Annotated in this window: 16 protein-coding genes; 8 read left to right on the top strand and 8 right to left on the bottom strand. The window is 60.0% G+C overall.

The features are described from left to right. Nucleotides 1-282: 282 nt before the first annotated feature. On the bottom strand, nucleotides 283-1,413 hold the full coding sequence (locus C6558_RS27085) for a YdcF family protein (protein WP_234907938.1): 1,131 nt from the start codon (nucleotides 1,411-1,413) through the stop codon (nucleotides 283-285). A gap of 1,123 nt (nucleotides 1,414-2,536) precedes the next feature. Between C6558_RS27085 and C6558_RS27070 the strand changes: the two genes are divergently transcribed. From C6558_RS27070 to C6558_RS27050, 5 genes are all read left to right on the top strand, one after another. Continuing rightward, nucleotides 2,537-2,752, top strand: a complete 216-nt coding sequence (locus C6558_RS27070) for a hypothetical protein (RefSeq protein WP_057206426.1) — start codon at nucleotides 2,537-2,539, stop codon at nucleotides 2,750-2,752. Nucleotides 2,753-3,120: 368 nt separating this feature from the next. Next, nucleotides 3,121-3,477: a hypothetical protein gene (locus tag C6558_RS27065; protein ID WP_057206424.1), complete on the top strand. Its 357-nt coding sequence runs from the start codon at nucleotides 3,121-3,123 to the stop codon at nucleotides 3,475-3,477. A 155-nt stretch (nucleotides 3,478-3,632) separates the two neighbouring features. Next, the gene (locus C6558_RS41740; protein ID WP_025428803.1) at nucleotides 3,633-3,956 is read left to right on the top strand and encodes a FliM/FliN family flagellar motor switch protein; all 324 of its coding nucleotides are present in this window, start codon (nucleotides 3,633-3,635) and stop codon (nucleotides 3,954-3,956) included. Nucleotides 3,957-4,286: 330 nt separating this feature from the next. Continuing rightward, nucleotides 4,287-4,817 (top strand): substrate binding domain-containing protein, encoded by a 531-nt coding sequence (locus C6558_RS27055; protein WP_107027976.1) that lies wholly within the window; start codon nucleotides 4,287-4,289, stop codon nucleotides 4,815-4,817. A gap of 199 nt (nucleotides 4,818-5,016) precedes the next feature. Continuing rightward, the gene (locus tag C6558_RS27050; RefSeq protein WP_107027975.1) at nucleotides 5,017-6,315 is read left to right on the top strand and encodes a S41 family peptidase; all 1,299 of its coding nucleotides are present in this window, start codon (nucleotides 5,017-5,019) and stop codon (nucleotides 6,313-6,315) included. 201 nt (nucleotides 6,316-6,516) lie between these two features. On the opposite strand, the gene C6558_RS27045 is transcribed toward C6558_RS27050, so the two are convergent. Beyond that, a complete protein-coding gene (locus C6558_RS27045; protein WP_107027974.1) occupies nucleotides 6,517-7,365 on the bottom strand; it encodes a class I SAM-dependent methyltransferase in 849 nt (282 codons plus the stop codon). Nucleotides 7,366-7,644: 279 nt separating this feature from the next. Here C6558_RS27045 and C6558_RS27040 point away from each other — a divergent pair, with 279 nt between their 5' ends. Both C6558_RS27040 and C6558_RS27035 read left to right on the top strand, forming a co-directional pair. Beyond that, on the top strand, nucleotides 7,645-9,453 hold the full coding sequence (locus C6558_RS27040) for an ABC transporter ATP-binding protein/permease (RefSeq protein WP_107027982.1): 1,809 nt from the start codon (nucleotides 7,645-7,647) through the stop codon (nucleotides 9,451-9,453). 561 nt (nucleotides 9,454-10,014) lie between these two features. Then, a complete protein-coding gene (locus C6558_RS27035) occupies nucleotides 10,015-10,560 on the top strand; it encodes a class I SAM-dependent methyltransferase (RefSeq protein WP_107027973.1) in 546 nt (181 codons plus the stop codon). Between the two features lie 220 nt (nucleotides 10,561-10,780). Here C6558_RS27035 and C6558_RS27030 read toward each other — a convergent pair whose 3' ends face one another. Further along, on the bottom strand, nucleotides 10,781-11,608 hold the full coding sequence (locus C6558_RS27030) for a bifunctional allantoicase/(S)-ureidoglycine aminohydrolase (protein WP_107027972.1): 828 nt from the start codon (nucleotides 11,606-11,608) through the stop codon (nucleotides 10,781-10,783). A 75-nt stretch (nucleotides 11,609-11,683) separates the two neighbouring features. Then, a complete protein-coding gene (locus tag C6558_RS27025) occupies nucleotides 11,684-12,370 on the bottom strand; it encodes a GntR family transcriptional regulator (RefSeq protein WP_107027971.1) in 687 nt (228 codons plus the stop codon). 308 nt (nucleotides 12,371-12,678) lie between these two features. Here C6558_RS27025 and C6558_RS27020 point away from each other — a divergent pair, with 308 nt between their 5' ends. Continuing rightward, nucleotides 12,679-13,413 (top strand): aspartate/glutamate racemase family protein, encoded by a 735-nt coding sequence (locus C6558_RS27020; RefSeq protein ID WP_025428820.1) that lies wholly within the window; start codon nucleotides 12,679-12,681, stop codon nucleotides 13,411-13,413. 71 nt (nucleotides 13,414-13,484) lie between these two features. Here the strand turns inward: C6558_RS27020 and C6558_RS27015 are convergent, their stop codons facing one another. Genes C6558_RS27015 through C6558_RS27000 form a run of 4 tightly spaced genes read right to left on the bottom strand, consistent with a single transcriptional unit; the run spans nucleotide 13,485 to nucleotide 18,133 of the window. Next, entirely contained in the window at nucleotides 13,485-14,477 is a 993-nt protein-coding gene (locus tag C6558_RS27015; protein WP_038577875.1) for an ABC transporter ATP-binding protein, read from the bottom strand. After that, a complete protein-coding gene (locus C6558_RS27010) occupies nucleotides 14,474-15,460 on the bottom strand; it encodes an ABC transporter ATP-binding protein (RefSeq protein WP_057224316.1) in 987 nt (328 codons plus the stop codon). The genes C6558_RS27015 and C6558_RS27010 overlap by 4 nt, the downstream gene beginning before the upstream one ends. Then, nucleotides 15,453-16,943: an amidohydrolase family protein gene (locus tag C6558_RS27005; protein ID WP_057224314.1), complete on the bottom strand. Its 1,491-nt coding sequence runs from the start codon at nucleotides 16,941-16,943 to the stop codon at nucleotides 15,453-15,455. The genes C6558_RS27010 and C6558_RS27005 overlap by 8 nt, the downstream gene beginning before the upstream one ends. Further along, a complete protein-coding gene (locus C6558_RS27000; RefSeq protein ID WP_057224344.1) occupies nucleotides 16,940-18,133 on the bottom strand; it encodes an amidohydrolase family protein in 1,194 nt (397 codons plus the stop codon). Before C6558_RS27000 ends, C6558_RS27005 begins: the two co-directional genes overlap by 4 nt.

The raw sequence follows: 18,133 nt of genomic DNA, 5'->3' as shown, positions 1-18,133 counted from the left end.
TCAATCCGCTGCAGGTCACGCTCGCTCATCGCAATCAATCCCATCCGCAATCTCCCAGGTCATCAAAACCCGGGGAGAGTGACATTCTTACTTTGCAGGATCAGGACACTTCAACTTTGCGGCTACAACAACGGATCGCATAAGGTATCTTATGGAACTCAAATGCGCCTTACTGCGGGTCGTTCAGAGTGAACCACTGAGCCAGCTTACGCGCCCCTCCATCTCAAGTATGGATTGGGACGCGCAATCTGTTCATAGCATTCTGTTGCCGTGGGAAAACGACTACTGTTGAAGCCCAGGGTAAGCCCAGACACCCGATACACGCATCAGATCCCGGTAGATTACCAACCGTTCGTCAGCGCCCACCTTTGCTGCCTCCTCCTGAGACGGTGCGTCCAGCGCATTCAGTGGCACGACAGTGGTCGGCAAATCACGTTGCGTCAGGGCATCTTCCATGACCGTACGAGCACGGCGCATATGGCTTGAGCTTGTCACCAAAATTACGGTATCGGCCTGGTGCCGCACCAGGAGATTGGCAGCGTTGACAACATTGCCGATCGTATCTTTTGATTTGTCCTCAATGATGATGCGATCACGGCTGATGCCCTTGTCGACCAGCCACTTAGACATGATGTCACCCTCGGTGACGCCGTTCTTCGGCACTCCGCCACTCACCATCACGAGCGCTGTGGGATTAGCTTCAGCAGCTTTCAATGTCACTTCGAGGCGGTCAAGCAGAGTTTGCTGGGCTGTGCCGTCGTCCGCCAACGCATATCCGAGCGCGACCACCATCACCTTGCCAGGCAGCGTCGGTACATCGAAGTTTGGCTTTTCTGCCATGATCTGCTCTGCGCGGATAAAACGCTTGCGATACACCTCTGCTTGTTCGCGATCGAGCCCTGCGAGAGCTTGATGAGCGAGCGCCACGTTGGTCTCATCGCCACGAATCCGAGCAATGGCCTCCAACCAGCTTTGGGCGTCAAAGGCCGTCGGATCTTTTTCGAGGATCCCCTGGAATGTCGTCTGCGCCTCGTCCAGTTTTTTCTGAATGATCTGGGTCGATGCGACGGCGTACTGAAAATCCAGTCGCTCAGGAGCTAACGTCGACGCCTCCTTGAAAGCCGCCTCCACGACATCGTATTTGCCGTGAAGGGTGATCCCCTTGAAGACTTCGGCTTCGGCTTTTTTGACGTCGCCGCCCGACCAGTAATATTGCATGCCCGTGTCGACCAACTGCTTGATGCGGTCGGCATTGGCCTGATCAAAGGCACTGACTGGAACGGCCGAAATAAAGCAGGCCGTTGCTGCCAGGACGCCCAGAATGTAGCGTCTCGCCCCACCCTGCGCGCGTGTGGCAGCTGGTGCGACCTTGATCGGTCCCGTCATGACGGCAAAAATGGATCTCAGCTTCATTTAACTCTCCCAGTTTTCCGCTGACCGGCCGAGCCTACTGACGACCGGATCGAAATGTACTTTCCGTGATCACGACCGAACCGTTACATTTATAAGAGGTTCGGTCCATGTAGTAAGACCAAAAACTGACCACTTGTCCAGTCAACGGCCATGATTTCCAAATCACTGGCAGAAGAATCCAGCAATAGGAATTATAATACAATATGATAGGATATGTCTGGATAGACGAATTGACGGTGTTGGACTGACGGCAATCGTTGATTGGTACTGTATTGGTATTTTCACCCAACAGCCGACCTTTCACCAACCCCGTGGCGGACTTGGCCGTCACCCACAACGCTGGCCGCTTTTCAACTACGAGGCTTTCCAGATCCGAAGCGTAGCAGGCAGACAGTGGATCGCCGCTGAACTCCGGCGCGTTGGATGGAGGAGACGGGACGTGTAATGGATATCGTCGATGGCTCAATGCCGACCACAGACATGAACAACGTTGGTTACGACCTCATTCTGGAGAAGCCAGCCAATCTCAAGTTCTGTGATCAGGTTCGCTCCTAACCCAATCAGTTAGCCGCCCGGTCGATCGCGCAAATAATGTGATCGACCGGCAAGGTCTTTGCCGGCACTTTTGACGGCGTGCTGTGGCGGATTTTGCCCTCATGGGTCTCGGGCTATTCACGATTCTATGCGGCCTGTTCCAGTTCGCGCCGCCGCGTCGACCAGCTTACGCCGACCAAGGTATCGGAAGTGCCTCAATGAGGTATAGATTGGCGTTGCCGCGCTTTCTAATATTCCTGGGCGTGGCTTCCCCGCCAACGCGACGTCGTACGCCTTCGCGACGAGGGCGGCGCCCGCTTGCCGCCAAGCGATCGGCGCCGCCCACCTCTTCAAGGCAGATCTGCAATGTGACTGCAGCCAGAGTTCGCTACGATGGCTGTGAACCTGGCGCTGGGCGTGATCAGCGATGCTGCCGATAACTTAACGTCATCCTCCGGGGAAAGCGGGGTGGCGATGAACGCGGCCATTGGTGCATGCGAGCATATTGAGGCGCATGGATATACCGGGGTCTCCAGAGACGCTACAATCGCGTTTGGGTGCGGGGCGTCGAAAGAGCACAGAGAAGGCTATGCATAAGTTCACCGTCACTATCAACGAAGAGTTCGCGGCTGATACCGCCGAGGAGGCTGCCTTGCTTATGTATCAGGAGCTGACCAATCGGCCGCCGCCTCTGTCCTATTCGGTCACAGATGAGGCAAAGATCACCACTGGCCTCACGCTGGATCGGAAAAAGGCCGACGAGTTTGCCAGTGTCGATCACACCGCCGACCCCGGCAACTGGTGACGGACAGCTCGCCCAAAGGAGAGCAATCGGCGTCCTCATTGAACATTGAATGCGTATCGATCAATCGACGGTTCACGCAACGCTTGCGAATGCGATGAGTTGGAGCGCTTGACGACGCTATACCCTTGGATCGCTCATACCCCCTGAGTGTGGACGCCTTTCGAAGGCAATCGAAAGATGTGGAAACCGCTGTCGATCGCGTTGTCCTGTCAGGGTCAGGGTGAAATGTTTCGCATGGAGCGCTGAGGCATCTGAGTCGCATCGTCAAGCAAAGGTCCGAGACAGATTTATTGTCAGGCCACAAATCGACCCGGCCGCCTCCTCAACCCGCCGCCGCAAGCATCAGTAAAATATAGGAGGACTGCATATTGGCCGCAGCCACGTTTCACCCGAATGTCATGAGGCCCAACGGCATTTCCTCGCAGATTGCGGCAATTTCTATCTGCAGCCTATCTGCCTTGACCGCGATTTATTATGTCGCACCGGCGCCCAGTTTGCCTTGGAGCGACGCTTCCGTGGAACTCGCGCCTGATACCGACCCTTCAAAAGGCACGGTTGCCCCGAGCCCTCCAAAGTTCGAGATTGTGTTCAGCGACGGCGATCGCGGGCTGATGGTCTATGGCGGATATGTCTATGTCGTCCGACTCGGTGACAAGCTGCCTGATGGTCGCCGGGCGATAGGGTTCGAAAAGCGGGAAGGAAGTTGGTCCGCAATGACACTCTAGGACACGTTTCCGACGTCGCCTTTGTGGATGTTAATGGATTGTTAACGCTCACGGAAGGCGCACGGGCCCTGCCCTCCCCGGTGCCATTGCCTGTCATGGTGAACTGGCGCAACCCTTTCGTTAAGGACTTGTAAACCAGTGTTTTTGGGTGGTGCATGATGATGAACGAAACTTTTTACAATGGCGTGCCGGAGATCGAAACCGGCCCTGTTCCGTTGGAAAGCGCCCCGATTGGCGAACATGCCGTGCAGGGCATCCCGCTTGTCATCGAGGTAGTCCTTGGCCGCAGCAGGCTGACTGTGGCCCAGCTTTCCAAGCTGCATCGGGATGATCACATAGATCTCGATACAAATTTTGGAGACCCGGTCGACCTCAAGGTCAATGGCACGGTCATTGGCCGAGGTGAGATCGTTTTCAACGAATCCAAGACCGCCATCGGCGTGAAGATCGTAGAGATTTCTCACGGCAGGCGCCGGTAATTGTAATCGCCCGGTTTCAGCCGTGAAACCAGCCATGCCACAAATGCAATATTTGGTTGTATTTCGAACAAGTATGGCAGGACTGGAACGAACGCCGAATGGGCAAGGGGTAGCAGTGTCAGCCTGTTGCCGTGGCCAGGGGCACGGCCTTGCCGAGGTCGTCGTCCATCAAACAGGACTCGAGACGTAACAAGAGCGCCGCGAGCTTTTCCCACGGCGTCTCGGTTGGCCACGTGTGGACGCCTGGTACCCGATCCTATCGAAGCGGCAAGGCCACCGGGCGGATTGGCGCCGCATCCGCGCCGCGGAATTTCAAGGACGCGCCGACAAATGCGAACTCATCTCGATGACCACGTGCTCGACGTCGTCTCCGAGGGCTTCGGCGTTTCCATCCGCGTGCGTGCGACGCTTACGGATTCATCTTTGATTGCCAGGCGGCTTGGTGAAGTCGAGCAATTCATCTGTGCAGCGCCTGCCTATATCTCGGCAAATGGCACCCCGACCGAGGTCAGCGATCTCAAGCATCATCATTGCCTCGCCTACCGGCTTGCCGACCAACCGGGGAACTGGGTGCTGGAAGGTCCCTATGGGACGACAAGCATCGAATTGCCCGCGCGTTTCATCGCGGACAATAGTCTGATGTTATGTCAGATGATCCAATCCGGCATCGGCATCGGTGCCTTGCCGTCCTTCATCGCCAAGCCGCCGCTTGATGGCGGCAAGCTCGTGCGGATTTTGCCGCAGCAAAAACTTGCCCGGCGCAGCATCTACGTGGTCTACCCGATCAACCGCCTTCTGCAGTCGAAAGTGAAGGTTTTTACCGAATTTCTAGCCGGCGAGCTACGGAAAGCCGGTTTCTAGACCAGGCTTTTAGCTGACGGGCAAAGTGATCAGCATCGGCCCCTCACGACCTCCTACCATCGTCATCTCTAAAACCGGAGGCGATGGCGCGCGGTGCAGCCAGTGCCTCACACTGGCGATCACGCAATTTTGCAATGCCGGGCCTCGCCTCCGCCGCGCTTCGACCGATAATGAGCGGAAACGAACCGGAAATCCGCCGATGCGCAATGCGATACTCAGGGCCGCACAAACCCCGATCCTGCTGGCGTTCATATCCGTGAGCGCCTTTGCGACCGACGTGCCTCGGTCGGGCGATCCGGTCTTCGACCGCGTCATCACGTTGGTGAATTCGGAGTTTCACGACGAAAATGCGCTCGATCGCTTCAACGCAGCTGCAAAAAAAGAAATCGAAAGCGCGGTACCCGCGCTGTCCACGACGGGTTCCACAGCCCGCGTGGATGCGGCTATCGAAACGGCGCTGGCCAGCCTGCAAGCCTCCCACAATGGCCGTTTCAAATCGGACACGATTGCGTACTTCGAGTTGAGCGACATCTTCCGCTTCGCTATCCGTGATGACCTGCGACGGTTGTTTCCGCCCGATGGAGAAGTGAACTACGCCGGCATCGGCATGGTCACGCAGTTAATAGGCGATGCCCGGTTCGTGACTGATGTCTATGATGGTTCTCCGGCAGCAAAGGCGGGGATCGTCATGGGCGACGAGATCCTTGCCGTCGATGGTAAGCCCTATCGCGAGATCGCCTCCTTTCAAGGCAAGGTCGGGCAATCGGTTGACGTCCGTCTGCGCCGTAAGGCTGATGCGGCGCTGACAAGCATCAAGGTTGCGGTCGAACGGCTGCGCCCGCTCCCAACATTCGAAAAGGCGATCAAGGACAGCGTCGCAGTGAGCGAACGGGACGGGAGAAAGATCGGCTATGTGAGATTCTGGACGCTTTCGACGCGCGATGGGCTGGATATCGCGGCGCGCGAGCTTTCGACCGGTCGCCTGAGCAATGTCGACGGGTTGGTCGTCGACCTCCGCGGGCGTTGGGGCGGTGGCGCTGCGGACGCCGCCGAACTGTTCGTCGGCGACACGCCGTCGTTCCGATTGATCCCGCGGCGCGGAAAGGACACGCTGGCAAATGTTCGCTGGCGCGGGCCGGTGGTGGCGCTGGTCGATGAGGGCACGCGCAGCGGGCTCGAGCTTTTCGCCTACGCGCTGAAGATCAATGGCATTCCGCTTGTGGGCGAGCGAACCGCCGGCGCGCTGTTGGCTGGCCGCGCCTATACATTGCCCGACAACAGCCTCCTTGAAATTGCCGTTTCCGATGCGGTCATCGACGACAATGTTCGGCTGGAAGGAAACGGGGTCGCCCCGGACATTCGCGTCGCCCTGCCCGTCGCCTATGCCGCCGGCCGAGATCCGCAACGGGAAGCCGCAGTCACGGAGATGATTCGGCTTCTGGCCGACGGCACCTCGGACCGCATCGTCACGCCACGTCAACCGTCGCTGACGCGGTGACAACGAACGTCACGCCCTGGGGTTTGCGGGCCATTCAGGCAGCTGCGCTCGCCCGGACGATTTCCCGGCCAAGCCGGACGACCTCGTCGACGAGCAACTTCAAGTCCTGGCGTCTGGTGCGGTTATTGTTGATCGCGACCCTCAGACAGTGTTCTCCATGCACGGTCGTGTCTGAAAGCCCCGCCGTGTCCTCGTCTGCCCTTATCTTCGTGTTCCCGTGACAATCGTCGCAGTAGAACGTAACTCGACCTTGTTGCCGCGCATGGACCGACGCGCCAAATCAAGAACCTCATTTTTGATCGCCTCATGCGTCGCGGCGTCCGCCTGAGCCAGCCCCGCGACCACGGGCGCCGCTATTTCGGTCATGAAGGTCCAATACCGTTCGGGAGACTCGTGCACCATCACCGTTGAGATCTCCCGCTCATCGACATCTTGCAAACCTGCGTCGGCGAATGCCGCCGACATCATGCCCGCGGCTGCGCAACGAAACAGGCCGGGCGCGCCGGGCATCGGCGCGGGCAAAGTCACGTGCCGCGCGATCGTTGCCATTATTGTCGTCGCCCAGGGATTTTTTTCAGGCCCGCTCCAAACAGCAGCACAAACACGCGCGCCAGGTTTCGCGACACGACTGAATTGTCGCGCCGCCGCGCCGACATCCGGGAAAAACATGAACCCGAACCGGCATAGTACCGCGTCGAAGGATTTATCGGCAAAAGGCAGACTGCCGGCGTCGCATATCTCGGTCGTGAAATTGCTGAGACCGCGATGTCGGGCATTCTCGGCGGCCACCTGGAGCATGCGCTCGGACAGGTCTGTTACCGTCACTCGACCCTTCGGGACCAAAGCGGCGGCCGTTAACCCCGGTTCGCCGGTGCCAGCCGCGACATCGAGAACATGGTCACCATCCCTAAGCTTGGCCTGGTGGATCATTGCATCGCCGAACGGAGCGAGCCAGCCCAGAACCAGTTCGTCCCATTTCTGCCAGCCGGTTGAAAACCGGTCCCAGATATCCTTCTGCTGCTCACGGATGTGGTCGAGATTGTTGGACATGCACGTTCCTCCCGTGGATGCGCTCTCGTGTCTCGTCGATCGGAACTATGAACCCTCTTTATATGGATACAATCAGTTTCATGCCTTTTGGGGCGCGTGCCGCACTGTCGTCCAGCCCCTTGTTGAATTGAGTTTTGCAGCCCGAATGCTGTTGCTTGGGCAACAGGGGCCACCCAAATTGCCCTCTGCTGATTTGGATAACGACAATCGGCGCTAGGGAGACCGGGCTCGGCAGGCTATATTTCCCGCGTGGAGATCGTGACGGAGAGATTCGCATCGATGCCGAACCCAACAAACGGCAAGAACAATGGTCGGGTAGAGGCCAACGACGAACAACCCCTTAGCGCCCAGTTACGGATGATGCATGCAGCCTTCATGGCTTCGCCGCTCCGAAACCGGATCATCTGGCTCGCCCTTGGTATCCTGACCGTCATCGTCACCACGGCCTTCGGTCAGATCATCCTCAATCGATGGTACAAGCCGTTCTACGACACGCTGGAAAGACGTGACCTCCCGGCCTTCCTGCACCAGCTCGTTGTCTTCGCCCAGATCGCCGGAGCTTTGCTCGTTTTCAATGTTCTGCAGACATGGCTCGGCCAGCTTGTTCGGCTGAAGCTCCGCGAAGGCCTGACACTCGATCTCATCCACGAATGGATGAAGCCGGCGCGCGCGTTCCGGCTGGCCAATGCCGGCGCCATCGGCATCAATCCAGACCAGCGCATACACGAGGATGCACGTCATCTGTCAGATCTCTCCGCCGGGCTGACGATTGGGCTGATCCAATCCGGCATCCTGCTGGCCGGCTTCATCGGCGTGCTCTGGTCGCTGTCGGACGGGTTCGTCTTTCACATCTCGGGCATGGCCATCAACATTCCTGGCTACATGGTCTGGGCTGCCATTCTCTACGCGGGCACGGCGTCATGGCTGAGCTGGCTCGTCGGGCGGCCATTGGTCAAGCTCAACGGCGAACACTACGCACGCGAGGCGTCGCTGCGCTTCTCGCTGATGCGCATCAACGAACACATCGAGGCGGTCTCGCTGTCATCGGGCGAGACGAACGAGAAACGCCGGTTGCAGGCAGATCTCGCGTCCGTTCTGGAGATCAGCCAGAGCCTGCTGCTCGCCGTTACGCGGCTGACCTGGGTGACGGCCGGTTATGGCTGGATCACTGTTGTCGCACCGATCGTCATCGCCTCGCCGGTCTATTTTGCCGGCGATCTCAGCTTCGGCGGCCTGATGATGGCCGTGGGCGCCTTCAACCAGGTGCACGCATCGCTGCGCTGGTTCGTCGACAACATCGGTGCCATTGCCGACTGGCGCGCGACATTGATGCGCGTCGCCGCGTTCCGCTCAGCCCTGCTCGTCGTCGACGACCGGCATGAAGGCGACAAGCGCATCGAGTTCGTTACGGCTGATGGACCGCAGATGATGTTCGATCATATCGAGATTGTCTCGGCCGCCGGCTGCATCAAGCTTTCGGAGCCCAATGTCACCATCAATCCTGGTGAACGCGTGCTTGTCACCGGTGCGGCGGAGGTGGAAAAAGCGCCCTTCTTCCGCGCCATTGCAGGTCTCTGGCCCTGGGGGCATGGCCGCATCTCGCTGCCGATCGATGATGGCCTCGCCTTCGTTCCCCGCTCGCCGTATTTTGCGCCGGGCACGCTGGAAGAGGTGCTTGCCTACCCGAAGACGCCAGACAGCTTCAAGAACGGCGAACTTAGCGGCGTGCTTTCCAAGGTCGGCCTCGGCCGCCTCGCCGATCGTCTCGACCAGGACATGCGCAAGAAGCTCAATCTGAGCGAGGTCGAGATGCGTCTTCTGGCGATCGCCCGCCTTGGTCTGCACAAACCGCGGTGGCTGATCATCGACGAGGCGTTGGATACACTGGAAGACGATGCCTATCGCAAGGTGATGACGTTCCTCGACCAGGAAATGGGCAAGGCGGCAATCGTCAACATCGGGCGCAGGGAACGCGCCAACGGCTTCTTCACCCGCGTGCTGGAACTCGAAAAGGACGCCGCCGGCGGTTCGTTGCGTCTGATCCGTCCGAAGAGCCTACGGCCCACCAATCCACAACTTGTCGATTGACAGCGCTCGCGTGGAAGGCGGGAGCGATTCCGGTAGGGGGCGAAATGACACCCTAAGCGCCATGGCAACGCTCACACGACGGGGGATATGGCCGGTTTCGCCACACAACAGTCGTTGGATAAGCATCTTGCAGACGGCAGAGTGCGACCCTTTGCTACCCCTCAGTCATACCGTCCTGAAGGTCGGGATTTGCGACGAGCGGTCGATCACTCCAGCCAATGGGACACAGATGGGTCCGCGTATGTAGTCGGGCTGGCTGAGGCGACGGCTATTCTCGCCAATCGCGCCCACGGCCTTTTCTAATGGGGTCGGGATCTCTGTTGAAGCCTCACCCAAAAAACACTTGTCGCAAAATCGCCAGCCTGGTTGCCCGTCCACCTTAGATGCCTCCTGGAACTTAGATGTTCCTTGAGATCAGTGCATTTTTTCCTCACAGGCTGGGCACTGGCACATCGGACGTTCGTCCTATATCTTTCATTCACCGGTTGCAGGCCACCGCGCCGGCGCCAATTGAAGCCATCCGAGCCGCGTTCGATTCCATAACCCGCAGGGACAATAAGTATGCCGACACGTGCCACACTGAAAGAACCGCGCGCTGAAGGGAGACGTAAAGACTCCCGGCTCGAAAGATTGCTGTTCCGTCTGGAGGCTCAGCACATCTGCCTCGAATGGGCCTTCCGAGAAATAGCCGACCGTCCGGGCATTGTGTTCGAGATGGGGCTGGGTCACGGTCGTACCTACGACCACTTGCGCATCCATCTCCCGGAGCGCGAGATCTATGTTCTGGATCGCGAGATCGACTGTTTCGCCGACTGCACGCCGCCAGAGAACTATTTGCTGCTCGGCGACATCGAGGATACGCTTGGTGCCGCTGTCACCCGCTTTGGCAGACAGGTCATCCTGGCGCATGCGGATATGGGTTCATATCTCGAAACGAACAATATTGCGACAAGGGCCAAACTGAGCCGATGCCTCCCGGCAGTCCTTGCGCCGCATGCCATCGTCCTGTCCGATTTGCCGCTCGAACTGGCGGGGACGCGTTCGCTACCGCTTCCGCCTGGCGCGCGCAAAGACAAGTATTTTCTCTACGTTAATGGGCCGTGGTGATCCGCTGGCGTGCCGCGCCGGCCGCAACGAGGACGAGAGTCAGGAGCGAGATCGCGCTTTTGTCCTCCTGACCGCCGAATATCCTTGGCCCGTGGGGCAAAAGCGTGGCCCTCACCGACCCAAGGCGGCACATTAAATTGCTAACGCATCCCATTGATTAAAAAAGAAACAGCGCCTTCTCGGAAGGCGCTGTTTCGGTAGGACAATGTTGCCGCGGATCTTAGCGCGCGCGCAATTTCATGTGACGGTTGACGTCCTTGTAGAGCAGATAGCGGAACTTGCCGGGGCCGCCGGCGTAGCAGGCCTGCGGGCAGAATGCGCGAAGCCACATATAGTCGCCGGCTTCGACCTCGACCCAATCCTGGTTAAGCCGGTAGACGGCCTTGCCCTCAAGCACGTAGAGGCCATGCTCCATCACGTGGGTTTCGGCAAAGGGAATGATCGCGCCCGGCTCGAAGGTCACGATGGTCATGTGCATGTCGTGCCGCAGATCGGTCGGGTCGACGAAACGCGTCGTTGCCCACTTGCCTTCAGTGCCGGGCATGGCGGACGGTGTGATGTCAGCCTCGTTGGTGAAGAAGGCTTCGGGAGCAGGAAGGCCGTCGACGTATTCATAGGCCTTGCGGACCCAATGGAAGCGAACGGGCGATTCGCTTCTGTTATGCGCCGCCCAGTTGCTGGCCGGCGGAATGAAAGCAAAGCCGCCGGGCTGCATGCGGTGCTCCTTGCCATCGAGCGTGACGGTCAGTTCTCCCTCGACGACGAACAGCGCACCCTCAGCGCCCTCGTCGAGTTCCGGCCGGTCGCTGCCGCCGCCGGGCGCTATTTCCATGATGTACTGCGAAAATGTTTCAGCAAAACCGGACAAAGGTCGCGACAATATCCACAGGCGGGTTTTGTCCCAGAACGGTAGATAGCTGGTGACGATGTCCATCATCACGCCCTTCGGAATCACCGCATAGGCTTCGGTGAAGACCGCACGGTCGGTCAGGAGCTGCGTTTGTTCCGGAGCGCCGCCCTGGGGCGCATAGTAATTACGACCAGTCATTTCCGTCCTTCAGTTCTCAAAACAGGCACCGCCTCCTCACAAGAGCGGTGCGGTTGGGTTATTGCCAATGGAATGTCAAAGCAGTGCTGCGCGCAGGTCGCGCGGCTGATCCTTCTCTTCGTCGAGATCCAGTTCCGCCTCGACGTGATGCAGATGTTCGGCCATCTCACGGATCGCCCTGTCCACATCCCTCGCCGCGATGCGGTCGACGACCGCCATATGCTCGTCCGGCCCGCAATTGTGCAGGTGTTTCGAACGGTACATGGCGGTGATCAGCGATGTGCGCGAAACCAGGTCGCGCAAGATGCCGAAAAGGAAGGCAGAGCCGGAGAGCTCCGCCAAAAGCAGGTGGAATCCGCCGGAAAGACGAACGATTGCAGAGAGATCGCCTGCCCTACCCGCAACCCGTTCCTCGTCGATATGGGAGCGCATACGCTCGATGTCTTCCACCGTCGCCCGCTCGCACAAGCGCTCGACCACCCGCTGCTCGATCGCCCTTCTCGTCACGAACACGTCGCGCGCCTCATCCACCGACGGCTCGGATACGAAGGCGCCCCGGTTCGGCATGATCGTAACCAGCCCATCCCGTTCGAGCGCGGTCAGCGCCTGGCGGATACGGGCGCGACTGACGGAGAAAATCTCGGCAAGCTGCTCTTCCTTGAGGCGGGTGCCTGGGCGCAGGCGCCGCTCCGCAATGGCAAGCCAGATCTTCTCACAAATGATAGCCGTCGGCGCTCCGGCGGTCTCGTCCGCATTGTACATGAAATCTCCCATAGCCGTTCGCATACTCTCGTCGGCCAGCGTTCAAAGTCAATTCCACTCACTGCAGTTTGATATTGACTACAAAATTGTAGACAATATTGTGTACTGTAACTTGATATGCTGTGGCAACCACTTAAACGACGGCCATCAACCGGTGTGACAACCGACCGCGCTGACCTGAGAGCTCCTTGATGGACTTTGACTTCACCGAACTGCCCAACAACTACATCACCTCCGATCGACAGTTCGAGATGCGGACACCCGACATCGCGTCCTTTGCCGCCCTCAAAACGAAAACGAACTGATCCATGCGCATCCTTCTCGTCAACCCGAACTCCACTGCCTCGATGACCGAACAAGCGCACCGCAGCGCCGAGCGGGTTGCAGCCGCCCCGACGCTGGTCGAGTCCGTCAACCCGACCACAAGTCCCGCCAGCATAGAGGGCCATGCGGACGAAGCCATGGCGGTGCCGGCGATGCTTGCCGAAATCCGCGCCGGAGAGGCGCGCGGGGTCGATGCCTATGTCATTGCCTGCTTCGACGACCCCGGCCTTGGCGCTGCACGTGAGATCGCCCGTGGACCGGTCATCGGCATTTGCCAGGCCGCCATCCAAGTGGCGATGAATATCGCCACCCGCTTCTCCATCATCACGACATTGCCTCGCTCTGTGCCGATCATAGAGGACCTGGTCGACGCCTATGGTGCGGGCCACCGCTGTCGCAAGGTGCGCTCTGTCGACATGCCGGTGTTGGCGCTGGAGGAAGACCTCGCCCACACGGAGGAAATGCTCGTACAGGAAATCCTGCGCGCCAAACATGAGGACGGCGCCGAGGCGATCATTCTCGGCTGTGCGGGAATGTCGGAACTGTGCGACCGGCTGAAGCTTAGAACGGGCATGCCGGTGATCGACGGCGTGACCGCTGCAATCAAGCTCGCCGAAGCACTGGTTGGCGCGGGCTATACCACCTCTAAGGTGGGCGCCTATGACTATCCGCGGGTTAAGTCTGCGGCCGTCACCCGCCTTGTGGATACGGTAGCTTAACAAACAGCTGCAACAAAAAGCTCCGGAGGCAACTACCTCCGGAGCTTTTTCATTCTGTGATGACAATTGGGCTAGGCTGCCTGCGTCGGCTTTGCCATTGACGCGACAGCTTCCTCGACGCGGTGGCATGCCGCGCGGGAACCATCGGCAAAGCTTCTCATTGCCGGACGTTCGCTCTTGCAGCGGGCATCAGCCAGCGGACAACGCGGGTGAAAAGTGCAGCCCGACGGCGGATTGAGCGGGCTCGGCACTTCACTGGCCGTGATGCTGCGCTGGCGCTTCGGTTCGGCGATATCGGGGATCGTTTCCAGCAGCAGCCGCGTATAGGGATGGCGCGGATTGGCGAAAAGCGTTTCCGTGTCCGCCTCCTCGACGATGCGGCCGAGATACATCACTGCAATCCGGTCCGACATATGGCGGACGACGCTCATGTCGTGGCTGATGAAGAGATAGGTGAGCCCCATCTCATCCTGCAGTTTGCGCATCAGATTGAGGATCTGCGCCTGTACCGATACGTCGAGTGCCGAGGTTGGTTCGTCGCAGACAAGGAATTCCGGCTCACCGGCAAGCGCACGCGCAATCGAAATGCGCTGTCGCTGGCCGCCGGAAAACTCGTGCGGAAACTTCGAACCATCAGAAGGCGCAAGTCCGACGATGCGCAGCAATTCGCCGACGCGCTCCATCACCTCTGCTTCCGAATTGCGCAGCTTCAGCTCGCGCAGCGGCTCGGCGATGATGTTTTTCACCCGCCAGCGCGGATTGAGGCTGGCGAAAGGATCCTGAAAGATCATCTGGGCGGAAAGGGGCTCGCCGGAGCGACCCGGCGCAAAACGAACCTCACCCTCCGAGGCGCGATAGAGGCCGGTGACAAGCCGGGCGACGGTCGACTTGCCGCAGCCGGATTCTCCCACGAGACTAAGGCAGCCGCCCATCGGCACGGAAAAGCTGATGTCGTCCACCGCGCGCACGAACTGGCGCGGCTTGCGCTCCAGGACCCGGTTCAGCCAGGGGGCCGACACATCGAAATTGCACGTCAGATCATTGACGGTCAGGGCGTCACTCATAGAACTCCTCCTGCATTGAGCCAGCAAGCACTGACGCCGAAGCCGACCGGGGTCGGCTCCGGACGATCTTCACGGCAACGCGGTCCTGCCTCGGGACAACGCGGATTGAAGGCGCATCCACGCGGGATGGCGTTCAGGCGTGGCATCGAGCCGTCGATCTGGTTCAGCCGCTCGACACGGCGCCCAAGCGCCGGGATCGAACCCATCAGCCCGCGCGTATAGGGATGGCGCGCATTGCGCAGCACTTCTTCCACGGGCCCGATCTCGACCAGACGACCGGCATACATCACAGCGACCCGATCTGCTGTCTCGGCAATCACGCCCATATCGTGCGTCACCAGCATCACGGATGTGCCGTGGTCGTCGCAGAGACGACGCAGGAGAGAGGTGATCTGCGCCTGGATCGAAACATCCAGCGCCGTCGTCGGTTCGTCGGCGATGATCAGCTTCGGCTCCGCCGCAAGCGCAAGCGCAATGACCACACGCTGCCGCATGCCGCCCGAGAACTGGTGCGGATAGTGATCGAAACGTGCCTCAGGTGCGGGAATACCCACTTCCTTCAGGAGGTGGATAGCCCGTTCCTTGGCACCCTGCTTCGACAGCTTCAGGTGAAGGCGGATCGTCTCGACCAGTTGCGCGCCGACGGTAAAGAGCGGGTTGAGCGATGTCAGCGGATCCTGGAAGATCGCGCCGATCTGTCGGCCGCGCACGCCCTGCATTTCCCTGTCGGAAAGCTGGTCGATGCGGCGACCCGAAAGCCAGACCTCACCACCGGATATCCGTCCCGGCGGTTCGAGCAGACCTTGAACGGCAAGGCCGGTCATCGACTTGCCGGCGCCGGATTCGCCGACCACACCCAGTATCTCACCGGGACGTATGCTGAGCGAGACGTCGGACAATGCCGCCACGGTGCCGTGCCGACCGGGAAACTCGACGCAAAGTCCGCGCACGTCGAGAACCGGCGAAGTTACGAGCTCACTCATGCCGCAGGTCCTCCAAGGGATAGCTGGGTGGGAAGATTTCGCTGACGGGTGGATGCGCCCAGCTGCGTTCGGGGTACTTGGCGATCAGCCCGTCAAACTGCTTTTGTGCCTGCCGGCGTGCCGCATCCATGTCGATGCCGGCGACCTTGCCTTCGTGCATGGAGAGACGGCCATCGACAAAGACCGTCTTGGTGACACGCCCGGAGCCACCGACAACCAGCGTCGTGATCGGGTCGATCGCCGGTGCCATGTGGTGATCCATCAGGTCGAAGACCGCGATGTCAGCCCGGGCGCCTGGCTCGAGCCGCCCGAGATCGCTGCGTCCCAATGCCTTTGCTCCACCCAAAGTGGCGGCGTCGAAGAGATCGGCGCAGCTGACGGCTGCGGTGTCGCCCTCGACTACGCGGCAGGTGATGAGGCCGACCAGAAGGTTCATCAGCATGTCGGGCGGCGTCGTGTCGGTGCCCATGGCGATGTTGATGCCGCGCTCCTTGACCGAGCGGAAGGAGTTGAGCGTGCTGCCGCCGCGTGCCGAGACCATTGGGCAATGGACGATGCTGACGCCGTTTTCGGCATAGAGCTTGAGATCGTTGGCCGTTGCCTGCGTGGCATGCGGGGCGATCAACCGCGAACTCAGGAAGCCGAGGCTCGCCATCCACTCCGGCGCCGTCTTGCCGTGAAGACGACGGACCGTATCGACCTCCATCGTGCCCTGTGCGGCGTGCAGCCGGATCGAGCAATCGAGATCGCGCGCGGCATCCGCCGTTCTCCTCAGCAGCGCCTCGGTGCATGTCTCGACGCGATCAGGGGCCAGAAGTCCATGAACCAGACCGCCATGACGGCCATCATGCTCACGGATGAAACCGATGGCGTCGTTGAGACCCTGAAGGCCCCTCGCCTCGTCGAAGACTGCCTCGAGCTGTCCCGGCGCTTCCAGAACCATGCCGCCCGATCGGTAGGCTGGGCTCAGATAGACGCGCAGGCCGAGATCGCCGGCGGCATCCGAGGCGGCTGCAAACTCCTCGACCGTTTCGCCCCACTCCCGATAGAACAGCGACGCGATCGGTGCCGCGGTGGTGATGCCGTTGAGCAAAAGCTGAGCGAAGGAGAAGCGTTTCTGGAATGCCAGTTCCTCCTGCGTATACATTTCATAAGGCCCGCGCTCGACGTAGGAGCGCGGCCAGACCCGGCCCTTGGCCCAGCCTGGCTGATGGTCGATGGAAAGGATCGTCGTGTCGAGATCCGAGAGGGCATCGAGATCGATCAGGCCGGGGCTGATCATCGCCGCGCCGAAATCCACCCTACGTGCGACCTCGCCCTCGAAGTGCGGCCCGACATAAAGCAGGCTGCCGCCTTCGATGACCACGTCGCCGTTCGGGATGAGGCGGTGACTGCCGTCGCGGTGGCCGAGAACCCATTGCGCCGTCAGCAACGTACGGCCTTCGGCGCGCGCGCCGAGTTTCAAATCCTTGAGGTCGATCATGGGATGGCTACCTCCGCGACACCGTTACGGGCAACGACACGGCCGCGCTTGACGACCAGCGGACGTGGTGCGACTTCGACGACTGCATGGGCAAGCGTTTCGCCGACGAGCAGGGTAAAATCGGCATTGCAGCCGACTTCGAGGCCGTAGCCGGCAATGTCCATGACGTCAGCACCGCCGGTCGAGCAGACATGAAGCGCATGCTCCAGGTCGACGTCGCGGCGCAGGCCGTTCTTCATGCCGAGGATGCGAACGCGGTCCATCATATCCGGCTGGCCCCAGGGGCCCCAGGTGTCGCGAATGCCATCGCAACCGGCGCCCACCTTCACGCCAGCCTCCTTGAGGCGCAGGATTGACGGAACCGTCGAGGACGGCGAGCCCGTCGTGACGATGCGCACATCGAGCTCGGCGATCTGCTCGAGCAGGCCGGCGACCCGCAGGTAATCCGGGGCGCCCAGCGCAAAGGCGTGGCTGATCGCAACCTTTCCCTGCATGCCAAGCGCGCGAATGCGTTCGAACATCATTTCCATGCTGAAAGCGCCGAGTTCACCGGCTTCATGCAGATGAATATCGATCGGCTTGCCATGTTTTTCCGCAAGGCCGAAGACGGCATCGAGATGCCCCTTCGGGTCATGGTCGATGCCACAAGGGTCAATTCCGCCAAGGACTTCCGCGCCATTGTTCAGAGCCTGGTCGAGAAGTTCAACCGTGCCCGGGCGGGTCACCAGGCCCGACTGCGGAAAGGCGACAATCTCAATGTCAATGATGCCGTCGAGCGCCTCGCGCGTTTCGATGATGCCTTCCATCAGGCGCAGGCCATGGGTTGTGTCGATATCGACATGGCTGCGGATATGGCTGGCGCCGTTCGCCGCCAGCAGGATCGCCTGGCGCATGGACTGGCGATGCGGATCGATGCCGATCTCAAGCCGCTTCTCGCGTTCGAAATCGATGCGTCCGCGTAACGATGCGACCTTGGCGTTTTCATGCCAGGGCATGCCCCAGACCGACTTGTCGAGATGGGTATGGGCTTCGACCAGGCCGGGAATGGCGATGTGGCCACGGCCATCCTCGATCGCCAAGCCATCGGCCTGAAGGTTCTGGCCGATCGCTTCGATCCTGCCGTTGCGGATCAGGATATCCGTCGGCGCCCCGCCGTGGGGACGGACGTTACGGATCAAAAGGTTGGACAT

Source organism: Ensifer sp. NM-2 (assembly GCF_003024455.1).
Taxonomy (GTDB): domain Bacteria; phylum Pseudomonadota; class Alphaproteobacteria; order Rhizobiales; family Rhizobiaceae; genus Ensifer; species Ensifer canadensis.
The sequence above is the reverse complement of the archived record's forward strand: the minus strand, read 5'-3'. Positions and strand labels throughout refer to the sequence as shown.